9 protein-coding genes and 1 pseudogene are annotated in these 13702 nt (G+C 52.6%); 3 read left to right on the top strand and 7 right to left on the bottom strand.

What is annotated here, in order from left to right:
- From O2S87_RS15790 to O2S87_RS15775, 4 genes are all read right to left on the bottom strand, one after another.
- Positions 1-191: IS4/Tn5 family transposase DNA-binding protein (locus tag O2S87_RS15790; protein ID WP_475409727.1), on the bottom strand; the 191-nt coding region annotated here is incomplete at its 3' end.
- 544 nt (positions 192-735) lie between these two features.
- Entirely contained in the window at positions 736-1383 is a 648-nt protein-coding gene (locus O2S87_RS15785) for a DUF8102 family protein (RefSeq protein ID WP_475409726.1), read from the bottom strand.
- Positions 1384-1515: 132 nt separating this feature from the next.
- Complete coding sequence (locus O2S87_RS15780; protein ID WP_475409725.1) at positions 1516-2796, bottom strand: amidohydrolase; 1281 nt, start codon at positions 2794-2796, stop codon at positions 1516-1518.
- A 355-nt stretch (positions 2797-3151) separates the two neighbouring features.
- Complete coding sequence (locus O2S87_RS15775; RefSeq protein ID WP_475409728.1) at positions 3152-4576, bottom strand: aspartate aminotransferase family protein; 1425 nt, start codon at positions 4574-4576, stop codon at positions 3152-3154.
- Between the two features lie 187 nt (positions 4577-4763).
- On the opposite strand from O2S87_RS15775, the gene O2S87_RS15770 reads away from it, so the two are divergent.
- On the top strand, positions 4764-5942 hold the full coding sequence (locus O2S87_RS15770) for a M24 family metallopeptidase (RefSeq protein ID WP_475409724.1): 1179 nt from the start codon (positions 4764-4766) through the stop codon (positions 5940-5942).
- Between the two features lie 90 nt (positions 5943-6032).
- On the opposite strand, the gene O2S87_RS15765 is transcribed toward O2S87_RS15770, so the two are convergent.
- Positions 6033-9206 (bottom strand): FAD-binding and (Fe-S)-binding domain-containing protein, encoded by a 3174-nt coding sequence (locus O2S87_RS15765; RefSeq protein WP_475409723.1) that lies wholly within the window; start codon positions 9204-9206, stop codon positions 6033-6035.
- A gap of 8 nt (positions 9207-9214) precedes the next feature.
- Positions 9215-10192 (bottom strand): NAD(P)-dependent oxidoreductase, encoded by a 978-nt coding sequence (locus tag O2S87_RS15760; RefSeq protein WP_475409722.1) that lies wholly within the window; start codon positions 10190-10192, stop codon positions 9215-9217.
- Between the two features lie 102 nt (positions 10193-10294).
- Here O2S87_RS15760 and O2S87_RS15755 point away from each other — a divergent pair, with 102 nt between their 5' ends.
- Together O2S87_RS15755 and ilvA are read left to right on the top strand one after the other, a co-directional pair.
- Positions 10295-11590, top strand: coding sequence for an amidohydrolase (locus tag O2S87_RS15755; protein WP_475409721.1), 1296 nt, complete (start codon positions 10295-10297; stop codon positions 11588-11590).
- A gap of 35 nt (positions 11591-11625) precedes the next feature.
- Complete coding sequence (gene ilvA, locus O2S87_RS15750) at positions 11626-12888, top strand: threonine ammonia-lyase (protein WP_475409720.1); 1263 nt, start codon at positions 11626-11628, stop codon at positions 12886-12888.
- Between the two features lie 596 nt (positions 12889-13484).
- On the opposite strand, the pseudogene O2S87_RS15745 reads toward ilvA, so the two are convergent.
- Positions 13485-13574, bottom strand: a pseudogene (locus O2S87_RS15745) (IS5/IS1182 family transposase); the annotation flags it as partial.
- Between the last annotated feature and the right edge of the window lie 128 nt (positions 13575-13702).

Below are 13702 nucleotides of genomic sequence, written 5' to 3'. Positions count from 1 at the left end.
CAGGCTGCCGGGATGGACTCGGCAGGCGAGCTGCCGAGTTCATCTCCGAGCTTCACCAACCGATCAGTCAGTCGTTTGTCGCCGAACTCAGCTGCTCGAAACTCCTTTCGAATCCATCCAGAGACATCCATGTCACACAGCTGTCCATCTTCATCAGCTTTTGATCGCCAGCTCCGCGAACAGCGTCCCATTTACTGGAGTTGATTGGTCAGCTACGGCGTTAGAACTTGTGGGTAAGAGACAGTCGTGAAACGATGGGGCTTCCCACCGCAACGGAGGCGGTTGGTTTGGGAACCTCGGGTTTATACACCGACGAGTACTTGGAGTGCCACGCCCCCGCTACTCCTATCCCGTTAGGGATTCAGAGTTACCTGATTATTTTCTTTCGGTATCCATGCCCTCTCACGCAGGGGATACCTGCGAAAGTCAGACAAGGAATCCCGATATTGTCCAATTATCTCGACATGGGGGCGGATATACCGCCCCAGTTGGTGTATACTACGTTTCTATCCAAAATAAAGATAAGGATTGTCGGATTCACGCCCTTCCTGAACGACGGGATTCTCTCCTTGTATAAAGATAGTATGCATTGTGGTGAGGACACCACCGATGATGACGTTTCAATACACTAAAAACAATCCTTGCTAGTTGCTAAAAACACAACAACAGAGTAAAAGTGATGTCACGTTGGTAACAGCGCTCAGAATCTGCGGTCCCTCTTGTATGGCGGCTTTGTCAGTTCGTAAGTTCGTCTAATTTCTTGTCACGAGCCTCGGCGCTTTCGGTTACCTTCTCTGAGAACTCGTCGACTCGGTCTTTGATTTCCTCTCGGGAAACTTCTGGAGAGAAGCTATCAGACATCGTGAGAAGACGGATGTACGCTCGGAGTTCCTCGTCGGTGAGCTGAGCGAACTCTTCGTTCTCAAGCTTCTCGACTACCTTGTCCACGTTTATTTGCCCAACTGGGTCGACATTAAACTCAACGTTGACCATTCGGTAGTTCGAGCCAGCGAGGCGTTGTTCTGCCTTTCCCACACCCTCCGAAAGCATATCTTTGAACGGCGTATGATACCCCATCGTCCCGAGATGAAGAAACGCGAGAATATCTGTAATGCCTTGGGTATACGCGTCACGATCCTCATCGTCGGGGTCGAATACCGTTTCCAGATCTCGATCTTCGAGACACTCAAACAGAATGCTAAAATCGAGAACAGCATTTCGAACACGGCGTCTAATCCGGTTCCGCTTCTGCTTTTTCGAATGGTCGGTATAATCGGTTTTCCGGCCGAGCAGGAAGTCGCGATCAGATGGGGTAAGAATACCACGTGGGCGGTCCGAATCCGCGGCCGATTGAAGAGACTCCGGCACGTTATTTTGGCTCATACATATTACTCAAAGCGCTCGCCGATTAATCCTTCTGGTCTCTTCAATCTACGTGAAGACTGTCAACACTACATCTATAATGTATGCCGCGACATTAGAGATGTTTCAATAATTCGTACGGCAGCGTTGAACTCATAGCTGTCGTCGTGAACACTTAAGAATCGAATTGGAAACAATCGACACCCCAATATCGAGACTCGACTCGTCGATATCGAACGTTGGTGTGTGGTGGTTCGTGGGATGATCCGTGCCTACGAGGAGATACGATGCGAGTCCACCGTGTTGTTGAACGTGCCTCATCAGGTATGTAACATCTTCGCTGACGTCGAATCTGGTTTTGTCCACGATTTGATCAATGTCAGTGGACTCATCTGCAACCTTAGCGACGACGCTGCGAAGTTCGGGATCACTGTCGGCTCGCAGCGACTCGCTGATGATCCTTGGGGTGACATCGCAGTCGTGCATTTCCGCGGCAGCGTAGAGCACACGCTCAACTTCAGTGCGCATGTACTCCATCAGGCCAGTAGTTTCGCCCCGAATTTCTGCTTCGATAGTGATCTGTTCGGCAATAACGTTGCTTGCTGTGCCGCCTTCGATATGGCCTATGTTTATGCGTGTCCTCCCATCTTTGTGACGTGGGATGGCATATGCGTTCTGAATTGCAGTTGCTACCGCCTGCATCGCATTTTCACCATCGTTTGGTGCTTTTCCGGCGTGAGCGCTTGCCCCCTCGAAGGTCGCGGTCATATGGGCCATCGCCAACGGTTTTTCAATGCCAGCGACGATTCTCCCTGTCGGATGATCAAGCCCGAGATGGAGTGCAAATAAATAGTCGACATCACGGAGATAACCACTCTCTGCCATCGCTTTTCCACCCCCTGATATCTCTTCGGCAGGCTGGAAAAACACCTTTAGAGTCCCAGAAAACTCACTTTCTTTTATTGCTTCGATAGTGCCGAGTCCAATTGCTATGTGGCCGTCGTGTCCGCAGGCATGCATATATCCTTCATGTATAGACCGAAAGCCCTCTGCTGTCGGTCTGTGGTTGGCTTCTGTTGATTCTTCCATCGCAGTCGCATCAAGGTCGACACGAAGGCCCACTGTCGGCCCTTCGCCCTGCTCAACCACTGCAACAACACCCGTATGGCCGTCTGCAGTTCGGTTGAGAATATCCTCGCGAACACCAGCAGTACGGGCACGTTCGAGCCATGGTGTGATCTCTTCAGAGTCTGGAACGGCCATGCGCGCGTTCGCCGAAAGTGCTTCACAGCCCACTGCTATCTCGTTGACACCGATTCCATTGAGCTCTTCGACGATAAGTGCGGTTGTCTGAAACTCACACCAGCCTGGTTCTGGCCGGCGGTGAACCTCCCGTCGGATCTCATATAATCGGTCTCGTACGTCGTGGGCCATCGATGTTAGTTAAATGCATACTGATCACTTAATAATAGTCGACACGGCACTTTTTATCTAAGGAAATGCCCAAATGAATTCTTATATAAATATATTCAATATTTCCGAATGCAATATCGACCGTGAGACCGGTTTTGGAATGATAAATAGACGGGAATACTACTGTGGAATTAAACCTCCCCATCGATTGATAGAGTAAGCCAGTTAGGTCTGCCATCTCAACGTCGACTCAAAACTCATCGAAAAGCTGTGATACCGCCATGCAACATTGGTTGGCCGTTCATCGTCCTTGGCGCACCTGAAGCGTGAATATCGATCTATGATGTTTAGAATGGTCTCGTAGGGATAGAAAGATTTAGACTGTTGTCGCCGTGGCCGTGGCATGATCGATTGCGTCAATAATCACATCGATAGCAGTGTCAGCCAACTCTTGAGTGAGGACAAGCGGTGGAAGCAATCGCAGGACGTGACCGTAGCGGCCAGCCGTCCAGACGAGCACACCATGTTCGAAACAGTACTGTTGGATCATATCGACGGCCTCGCCGTCAGGCTGGCCTGTTTCGTCAACAAATTCGGTTGCGATGAACAGTCCTCTCCCCCTGACATCGACGATACAGTTGGTTGCTTCACTGGCCTCACGCAATCGACTGCGAATGTGCTTACCGAGCTCCCGAGCGTGAGCAAGAAGGTCGTGTTCTTGTATGTATTCAATAGCACGAGTACCGGCACGCATACCGACGACATGCCCACGGTAGGTTCCAGCGTGACCACCGGGCCCCCACGTATCAAGATCCTCGTGATAGATGGTTGCCGACAATGGGAAGCCGACACCACCGAGCGCCTTCGCCGTGGTCATGATGTCCGGTGAGACACCATGCCAATCACTGGCCCACCACTGTCCAGTCCGACCGAGTCCACTCTGAATCTCATCGAACATCAGCGGAATACCGTTATCGTCAGCAAGATCACGTAACCCCTTGAGGAACCCCTCTGGAGGTACAATCACGCCACCTTCACCTTGAATAGGTTCGACAAAGATCCCAGCCGGGTTCGTAAATCCGCTGTATGGATCCTCAAGAATCGCCTGTACCTCTTCGAGAGCCCGAGCACACGAAATCGAGCCACAACATTCTGAGGCAGGTTGGGAGCAAATCGATGATGCAGTAGCCGATTCGATAGTTGCGGACGCATTTGGATAGCGGACGTGGGTTACCTCAGGGATTAACGGCGTGTAATCGCTTTTGAAACTCTTGTTGGAAGTGAGCGCCATTGCCCCTGGCGTCGCTCCGTGATACGAACCACGGAAAGCGATCAGCCCATCACCACCAGTATTGTGTTTCGCAAGTTTGATCGAAGCCTCAACTGCGTCGCTGCCAGTCGGCCCGCCGAACACAACCCTATTGTTTCCTTGCAGTCCCTTTGGTGCGATTTCGTCAAGTTTCTCGATCAGTTCCAAGCGTGCTTCGGTCGGAAAATCGACCGTGTGGACTAATTTGTCCGCCTGTTCGTGGACAGCCTCGAGAACGTATGGATTTGCGTGACCAACGTTGAGGACGCCGATGCCAGCAAACATATCGATGTATGTGTTTCCATCAACGTCGCGGACAGTGGCACCACGCCCCTCTTCGAAAGCAACAGGGATATCTTTGGGATAGGCGACCGCACTGCTATCGATCTCCCGTTGTTTTTGTAGAAGGGTTTGTGACTGCGGCCCAGGGACAGACCCAACATCTGGTGCATCATCATAATGTAACGCTTCTATCGGCGGTCCTGCTGTCATACGTGAAGACAAGGCGAACAGTGATAAATAGTTTATCCACAATAAGCATATCCTGTATACACAATTGCTGAATAGCGATCCGAAGTTCGAAGTGGATTTTACCCAAATATAAACGATATCTGTATTCAGTATACACGAAAAACTTTTCATACTGCTGTACAACACTCTTCGTATAGACCCTGTTATCATGTCACGAACCATCTTCGACAAATCCGAGTACGAACGCCGTGTTGGTCGAGCGAGAGAGCAGTTACACGAGCGAAATCTCGATGCAATCGTTATTTCTGATCCGGCGAATATGAACTACCTCACGGGCTACGACGGGTGGTCATTTTATGTTCATCAGGCTGTCGTCATCACCCGCAAGCACGAAGAACCGGTCTGGGTCGGCCGGGAGATGGATGCTGCCGGTGCACGTGCAACAACGTACCTTTCCGAGTCGAACATCCTGTCGTACAGTGATGATCACGTTCACTCGCCGCATGACCTTCACCCGATGGATTACATCGCCGGTGTGCTCGATGAACTCGAGGTTGCAGATGGTCTAATCGGCCTCGAAATGGATGCCGCCTATTTTACTGCGAAGTCCTACGTTCGGCTCCAGCAGGACCTTCCAGATGCCGATTTCGAAGATGCGACGCAACTCGTGGGCTGGATTCGAATCAAGAAGTCGGAACGAGAAATCGAGTACATGCGCGAGGCGGCGCGTATTTCCGAGAACGCGATGCAAGCAGGACTCGAAACAATCGAAGCAGGCGTCCCCGAGTACGAGGCGGCAGCCGCGATCTACGACGCCCTCATTACAGGAACTGATGACTACGGCGGCGACTACCCCGCTATTGTGCCGTTGATGCCGTCGGGCGAACACACCGACACACCGCATCTGACTTGGACTGACCGGCCGTTTGAAAGGGGAGATCCGGTCATTATCGAGCTTTCGGGATGTCGACACCGGTATCACTCACCGCTTGCCCGGACGACATTCGTCGGCGATCCGCCGGAAGAACTCGAACGAACTGCCGAGATTGTTATCGAGGGGATCGACGCTGCGCTCGATGTTGTCAAACCCGGCGTCACCTGTCAAACCGTCGAACGGGCGTGGCGTGAGACGATCGCACAGTACGGTCTCGAGAAGGAAGATCGGATCGGCTACTCGATGGGCCTCGGGTATCCACCGGACTGGGGCGAACACACTGCCAGCATCCGTCCCGGCGACGAGACTGTGCTTGAGGAGAACATGACCTTTCACATGATCCCCGGCATCTGGACGGAAGCGGTTGGAATGGAAATTAGCGAGACGTTCCGTGTCACCAGCACGGGTGTCGAAACGCTCGCTGACTTCCCACGGAGACTGTTTACGTCGTAAATACATCATTCAGGCATCACGCCCGAAACTGTAGCCTGACGACATTGGGAATTCCCGTACCGCATTGCGATTGGTACCTAAAATAGATCCTTACGAAGAGAGCACCGAAGCAACCGTCTCGATCGGATGGGGCGGATCTTCACATCCCTCGTACGCCGACAGTTGTGTTCGACAAGATGCACCGGGTGCGACAACGGTCTCGCCATCGCTCTTTTCGACCTGATCGAACAGAATCTCTCCGATTTTTCGACTCAACGAGTAGTGTTCGGCTTCATAACCAAAGGATCCGGCCATGCCACAACAGCCCGAATCCAGTTTGTCGACCTCGTATCCGACTGTCTCGAGGATTCGGGCCGCATATCCATCCTTTTTTGTTGCTTTCTGGTGACAATGACCGTGGTAAGTCAGTCGCTCCTCAGTGTCGGCTACTGGCAGTTCCGAAGCCAGCTCGAACTGCTCGAGATACTCCATGATGCCATAGGTGTTGGCTGCGACGCGTTCGACATCCCGCCCGGTGAGCAGGTCGAGATAGTCCGACTGGAACATCACTGCATCCGACGGCTCGATCAAGACGATGTCCCACCCATCCTCGATGTACGGTGTGAGTGCTGTCACGTTCGTCCGGGCTCGCTCACGCGAGATGTCGAGAAAGCCCTTTGAGTGTGCTGGGCGGCCCGTCGACACCACTCCCTCAGGCGTCTCAACATGGACCCCAGCTTTTTCAAGAACCTCCACGGCGGCTTTTCCTGCTTGGGGATGGTTGTAGTTCGTGTATGTATCGGGGAACAACAGGACTTTCCGATCTCCCTCTTCGAGCGATAGGCGAGAGCCACGGCGTTCGAACCAGTCTTCGAAACTCTCGCCCGCAAAGGATGGGAGGTCGCGTTCTCGGGCAATGCCAACCGTCTTTTCAGCAATGAGAGAGGCACCTGGCACTGAGGTTGCCCAGTTCGAAACAGGTGCGAGTGCTGAGCCGAGAGCGTTTAGCCGGTCGATGTTTGCGAACAGCCGAGCACGAAGCCCTGCTCCGTTCTCCTGATGATTCGCGTGCTCAACTTCGGTTTTGAGTTTTGCCATGTCGACTTCACTCGGGCAGTCTCGGGCACAGCCTTTACACCCGATACAGAGATCCAGTACCTCGGTGAGAAACTCCGTGTCAGTGGCGTCGGCATCGAGTGTTCCGTTCATTGCACTCCGCAACATGTTTGCCCGTCCGCGGGTGCTCAGGCTCTCTTCGTCTGCTGCACGGTAGGTCGGACACATCACGCCACCCGTTGTCTCTTGATCGCCGCGACAGCCACCACAGCCGTGGCAGAGTTCGACCATGCCCTGCATGCCGTTGTCGATATCCCACTCAAGTGCGGGCTCGAACCCTGCCTCAAATTCGTACTGTGGTGAAAAGCGGAGGTATTCGGTCATACGGTGGTCACCACAGACGTTTCCGGGGTTGAGCAGCCAGTCTGGGTCGAACACCGTCTTCAGTTCTCGGAAGAGAGTCCAGACCTCCTCGCCGTAGAGTTTTTCATTCCACTGGGTTCGAGCTCGACCATCGCCGTGTTCTCCAGAGACGCTCCCGCCATACTTGGTGACAAGGTCGGTAACGGCATCTGAAATCGCCTCGAACTGATTCAGTCCAGCTGGGCTCTTTGTGTCGACTAGGGGGCGCATGTGCATACAGCCTGGCCCAGCGTGAGCATAGAAACTCGCGAACGTATCATGATCCTCCAGTACGGCCTGAAACTCTGCTACATAATCTGCGAGGGATTCCGTTGGGACTGCCGTGTCCTCGATAAACGAGATATGCTTTGCATCGGAGGTTCGCGATAAGAGAATAGGTGCCGCACTCTTGCGTAGTTTCCAAATCTCAGCAATACCGGCCTGGTCGTGCGCTTCAAGGACGTCAAAGGCACGAACTGGATCGTCCTCGGCATCGACAGCCATCGAATCAGCCCCACCGTCGGTAACCTCTGTCGACGTTCCATTAGGGAGTCGGTCAGCGATGAGGTCAGCAACCTGCTGTCGACCATGCTCGTCGCTTTCGGCGTAGAACTCCACAAGCAGTGCCGTCTCAGTTCCCGGAGGGAGCTGTTCGGTAACTGCATGGAACTCGTCTGTGTTCTCCGCGAGTTCGATCAAGACGTCATCGATGGCTTCGATAGCTGCAGGATCGTGGCGTCGGACGATGGTGTCGACATCGGCCATCGCCTCGAGTAAATCGTTGTAGGTCAACAACGCTACCGCAGTCGTCTGCGGGACGAGTTTTAAATACACAGTCGCTTCCGTGATGATTCCAAGCGTCCCCTCACTGCCAGCAAAGACTCGAGCAAGGTTGATCGGTGTCTCGGAATCGGGTTTCTCCTCGGTTACGACCTTCTGATCAGTGCTCTCATCAAAGGCATCGGGCTCTCCGTAGGCCTCAGCAACGAGTCGGTCGAGGTTGTAGCCTGAGACGTTACGTTTGAGTTGCGGAAACACTGCTTCGATCGTGTCGACTTCCTCGTCGACGACCCGGCGTAGAATCTCGTAAATTCGGTCGACTGTGGTCCCGTCCGGATCGGCTCTCGAACGAAGTTCGCCGATCGTTGTTTCGCCGAACTGTTCGACGGTGCCGTCTGCGAGGACGACTTCACAGGATTCAATGTAGGCGTCAGTTTTGCCGTACTGCAACGAATGTGCACCTGTAGAATTGTTTCCGATTGCACCGCCGATTGTACTTCGATTCCCTGCGGCGGGATCCGGTGGGAACTTCAACTCATACGGTTCGAGTTCGCTGTTCAGGTCTGCGAGAACTGTGCCCGCTTGAACGGTTGCCTGTTGGGTATCGTGATCGACGGACTGGACCCCATCCATATGGGCCGTAAAATCGAGGACAACCGCTTCGTTGACTGCTTGCCCAGCGAGGCTCGTGCCGCCGCCGCGTGGCAGAACAGGTATACCCTTTGTCGCACAGTACTCGACCACCTTCGCAACATCCGTCGTCGACTGTGGGAGAACAACGCCAATCGGGAGTCTCTCATAGGCGCTTGCATCAGTTGCGTACAGCTGACGAGAATACTCATCGAACCGAACTTCCCCATCAATACGCTCGCTGAGCGCCGAGACAAGGTCAGACGAATCGATACCACCCCCAGTATAGCTGTACGCCGCCCGAGAGTCCTCCCCAGGGCCCTTTGAAGCGTCATGCGACAACGTACCCCTCGTTGTGTTCGAGACCGATGACTGATCGTCCTGATCGGTCGTCAAATCAGAATTGTCAGTTGCCATTTATCTGGTTAGTTTGCATCCGGGCGATAGACGACGTTTTTGAGGTTCCCCTGCTCGCCCGAGTCGAGTTCTTGTAGGTTGTGTGTGACGATGTCGGCAAGTCGGTCCCAATGCTTCGGTGTGTGACCACCTGTGTGGGGTGTGATGAGACAGTTTTCGAGATCCCAGAGATCGTGATCATTTGGCAAAGGTTCTGGATCGGTGACGTCGAGTGCGGCACCCCGGATGCCGTTGAACTGTAAGGCAGAGACGAGCGCATCAGTGTCGACAAGTCCCCCCCGAGCAGCGTTGACGATTACGGAGGTTTCAGGGAGCGTCGCTAGCTCTCGGTCGCTTATGAGGCCACGAGTCAGATCATTCAGTGGACAGGCAAGCACGACATAATCGCTCCGTGCGAGTGCCTCGTGGATGTCCTCTTCGTCGAACCCAAGGACTTCGTCAGTCGGTCCGCCTTTCGATGGAGTATAGCGAATCCCGATCGTCTCTACATCGAACCCGTCGAGCCGTTGGACGATCTCCTGACCGATTGAACCGAGACCGATGATCGTCACCGTACTATCTGTAAATTCAAACGACTGGAAGTGACGCCACTCGCCATTCGATTTGCGTCGCCAGCCCTCGTGGAGATTCCGTGCAAAGATGAGCATATTCGCGATGGACTGTTCAGCAATGCCTGGTGCATGAATACCGCCTGCATTTGTTACCATGACACCGTAGTCGGCCAGTGTATCCATTGGAATGTGATCAGTCCCGGCGAACGTACAAGCAAACAATTCAAGACGGTCTGCCTGCGTTAAGAGCTTCTCGTCGATCGTGATTCCGGTCACGACACGCGCTTTCGGAACAAGTTTCCGCTCTTGTTTCGGCGTTCGAGCGAGCGCGACAGTCTGATCTGACAGTTGCTCTCGGAGTATCTCAGCATACGATTCCATTGACAGTCCTTCTGTCCCTTCTCTGAGGACAACGATATCCGGATCCATGCTCATTGTATTGGCCGAAGATTGTCATCGACTCTCTTATCTTTTTTGTGTATTCGGTGTCTACAGTGATTGTGTACAATTAAGTGGGTGGGAGTGACAGTAATCCACATGCATGAACCAGTTCGTGACCGGCTTGTTACGCTTCGGCGTAACTTGCATCGCCACCCAGAGCCTGCTTGGCGCGAGTTCTATACCACCGCCCGTATTGTCGAAGAGATTCGTGCCATTGGCGTCGATGAGCTTGCGGTCGGACCCGATGCCTACGATCCCAGTGACAGGATGGCTGTACCCGATGCTGATCTTGAGCCATGGATCGGACGTGCACGCGAACGAGGAGCAGACGAATCCCTGCTTGAACGTATGACTGGCGGTAATACCGGTGCTGTTGCAGTGCTTGACCAGGGTGATGGACCTGCAATCGGGCTTCGTGTCGACATCGATGGGTTGTTTATTAATGAGTCGACCCAAGAGACCCACGACCCGGCCACCGAAGGGTTTCGCTCTGAAATTGATGGCACGATGCATGCCTGCGGCCACGATACACATATGACGTGGGGGCTAGCTGTTCTTGAGGCGATCAAAGAGAGTGATTTTGCAGGACGGTTAGTCGTGTTTTTCCAGCCAGCAGAAGAGACCAGCGGTGGTGGCTATGCAATGGCAAACAGCCAGTTCGCTGATTCGCTTGATTACCTCCTCGCAGTTCACGTTGGACTCGACCATCCAACGGGCAAAGTCGTGGCAGGAATCGAGAAACCGCTTGCAATGTGCCACATTGATGCGACCATTGAAGGGGCCTCGGCACATGCAGGAAAGGCTCCCAACGAGGGAAAAAACGCCATGCATGCAATGGCAACGGCAATCGAGAACGCATACGCTATTCCTCGCCATCGCAACGGGGCAACCCGGATGAATATCGGCTATGCCGAGGCTGGCAGCGCGAGTAATATTATCGCTGAGCACGCACACATGGAAGCCGAAGCACGTGGTGAAACGACCGAACTGATGGAATACATGAAAACGAAACTAGATCGAATCATTCAGTCGGCAGCACAGATGCACGACTGTCAGGCAACTGTGGACGTCGTGAGCGAGTCACCGCGCTCGGATAGCGACCCTGAACTCCAGGATATCGTATACGGGGTTGCAACGGAAGTCGACGGGATCAATACCGTACACCGAAGTGCAGACTTCGGTGCAAGCGAAGACGCAACATTCCTAATGGAGCGTGTTAAGGAAACTGGAGGACTCGCAACCTACCTGATTGTGGGGACCGACCATCCAACGAGCCACCATACGCCGACATTCGATATTGACGAGGATAGTCTCAAACACGGTGTCGACGTTCTCGTCAATACGATTCGAGAACTCGAACATCAGCACCCCGTTACGCGAACAAATGTATAATGAACGGAGAATCGAGTTCGAACTCGGAGCCTGCAATGGGAGAGGATAGTTCATCAAATAAACCACCTGTCTCCCCCGAAGACATCGAGCAGGCCCGCACCCGGATCGACGGGATCGTCAATCATACCCCACTTGATACGTCACGAACCTTTGCAGAGTTGAGCGGTGCAACCTCTATCGGCCTGAAACTCGAGACGTTCCAGCGAACCGGTTCGTTCAAGATTCGGGGAGCATACAACAAGATGTCTCAACTCAGCCACGAGGAGCGTCAGGCAGGCGTGATCACTTCGAGCGCAGGCAACCATGCTCAAGGTGTCGCACTTGCTGGATCTATCCTCGGGATCGATACCACTATTATTGTACCAGAGGTGACACCCGCCGCGAAAATTGAAGCGACTCGGGGGTATGGTGCAGAGGTCGTCGTTGAGGGCGATATTTACGAGCGATCATATGAGTATGCAGTTGAATTGGCTTCGGAAACAGGGCAGACGTTTGTCCATCCGTTTAATGATACGGAAATCATTGCAGGACAGGGAACAATCGGGCTCGAATTACTTGAGCAGTATCCAGAAATCGATACAGTGTTCGTGGCGATCGGTGGGGGAGGGCTTATTTCGGGTATCGGTACTGTGTTGAAATCGAATGACCCTGACATTCGTGTGATCGGAGTGCAACCCGAAGGAGCAGCCCACGCAAAACCGTCGCTGGATCGTAACGAAATCTACGAACTCGACGACGTCGACACAATCGCTGAGGGAATCGCCGATACCAGAATGCTCGACACGACGTTTGCAACTGCTCGCCAAGTCGTTGATGACATCGTCAGTGTCACTGATCGTCAAATCGCAGTTGCAGTCACGCTCCTAGCTGAACGAACGAATATCGTTGCCGAAAGTGCTGGGGCAGCACCGCTTGCGGCTGCGATTTCTGATACCACCTCCCTCGAGCTCGAAAACCAGAACGTCGTAGTCGTGATTTCTGGAGGGAATACAAACCTCACGGATCACGCTGAGTTGACCCAGACTGGTCTTTGCGAACTCGGCCGGTATGTTGAGGCCCGTCTATTAGTTGCTAACTGGCCAAGAGCCGTTGCTGATATCGTCGAGACCATCAGTTCGGCTGGGGCCGAACTCGATGTGCTCGAACGCGCACGGCAGAGGTCCTCTGATCAACCGAATCGGACTCCAATGATAATAGGGCTCGAAGGAAGCGGCACAAAGCATCTGGACAGTGTTCTTGATGAGCTATCGGGCCTGGAAAGCGTATCAATCATCGAACGTTCAGTCGGCCACCACTGACACCTTTCTGCGCCCAAACATCGACCCCTTTCTCACAAATCAAGCCGCTTGAGTGAGCGAAACAAGCCGTAATACAACGGAAATCCCGGTGTTTGCGGGGTAAACCACTTCCAGGAGCATATTCAACGGTGTCATGCCTCCCTTCGTCCACCTTCACCTCCGGAACCGACCCCGTATTATTTTCACACCACATTTTCAGCCACAATTCAACTCCGATTGTGAACATAATCTACGCACGAAAATTAAATAAATTCTCCTATTAACACCATCTGGGTAAAAAGTATTCAATAAGCTGAGAATGATAGGATCTACAGCTTATTGCTCATCTGTTGATGAGATGTATTGGCTGACCAAGCCATTTGGGGAGTATAGTGCGCCAATGATAAATATTACACTTTCACTCTAAAAGTTATTGGATATGAGAAAACTGCCAAATTAAATTTTCAAAAATTAATCAATGAGTAGAAATAGTGAGAAATCACACTTATTTTAAATTCCAAAAATTGTCATTAATAATCGACTGATTCTCTCAATGGGACTGCGATATTCAGCATTGAATATGTTTGCTCTGGTGAATTGGCAGACGGCGGTTGATTTCATGCTTTTACGGCTCGCTTGATTTTGTAGACCGCACACATCAGAATAATTTCACGAAACTCACGATAACAAGATCGCGCACGCACGGCGTGAGTGGTCAGCGTAACTTTTGAATATCGGTGAGGAACTTTTTGATCCAACCATTCGCAAATCCAAGACGTTGAGAGAGATCTAAGAATGTGTCAGTGACAAACTGTTTGAAATGCTCTTGATTCTC

The sequence above is a fragment of the Halohasta sp. A2 genome (genome assembly GCF_056175805.1).
Note: the sequence above shows the minus strand (reverse complement) of the source record. Positions and strands in the feature narration are given on the sequence as shown.

Excerpts from the sequence above, each read along its gene's own strand:
- O2S87_RS15765 (WP_475409723.1), bottom strand. The coding sequence starts at position 9,206 with ATGGCAACTGACAATTCTGATTTGACGACCGATCAGGACGATCAGTCA.
- O2S87_RS15785 (WP_475409726.1), bottom strand. The coding sequence starts at position 1,383 with ATGAGCCAAAATAACGTGCCGGAGTCTCTTCAATCGGCCGCGGATTCG.
- O2S87_RS15775 (WP_475409728.1), bottom strand. The coding sequence starts at position 4,576 with ATGACAGCAGGACCGCCGATAGAAGCGTTACATTATGATGATGCACCA.
- O2S87_RS15780 (WP_475409725.1), bottom strand. The coding sequence starts at position 2,796 with ATGGCCCACGACGTACGAGACCGATTATATGAGATCCGACGGGAGGTT.
- O2S87_RS15770 (WP_475409724.1), top strand. The coding sequence starts at position 4,764 with ATGTCACGAACCATCTTCGACAAATCCGAGTACGAACGCCGTGTTGGT.
- O2S87_RS15755 (WP_475409721.1), top strand. The coding sequence starts at position 10,295 with ATGCATGAACCAGTTCGTGACCGGCTTGTTACGCTTCGGCGTAACTTG.
- O2S87_RS15760 (WP_475409722.1), bottom strand. The coding sequence starts at position 10,192 with ATGAGCATGGATCCGGATATCGTTGTCCTCAGAGAAGGGACAGAAGGA.
- ilvA (WP_475409720.1), top strand. The coding sequence starts at position 11,626 with ATGGGAGAGGATAGTTCATCAAATAAACCACCTGTCTCCCCCGAAGAC.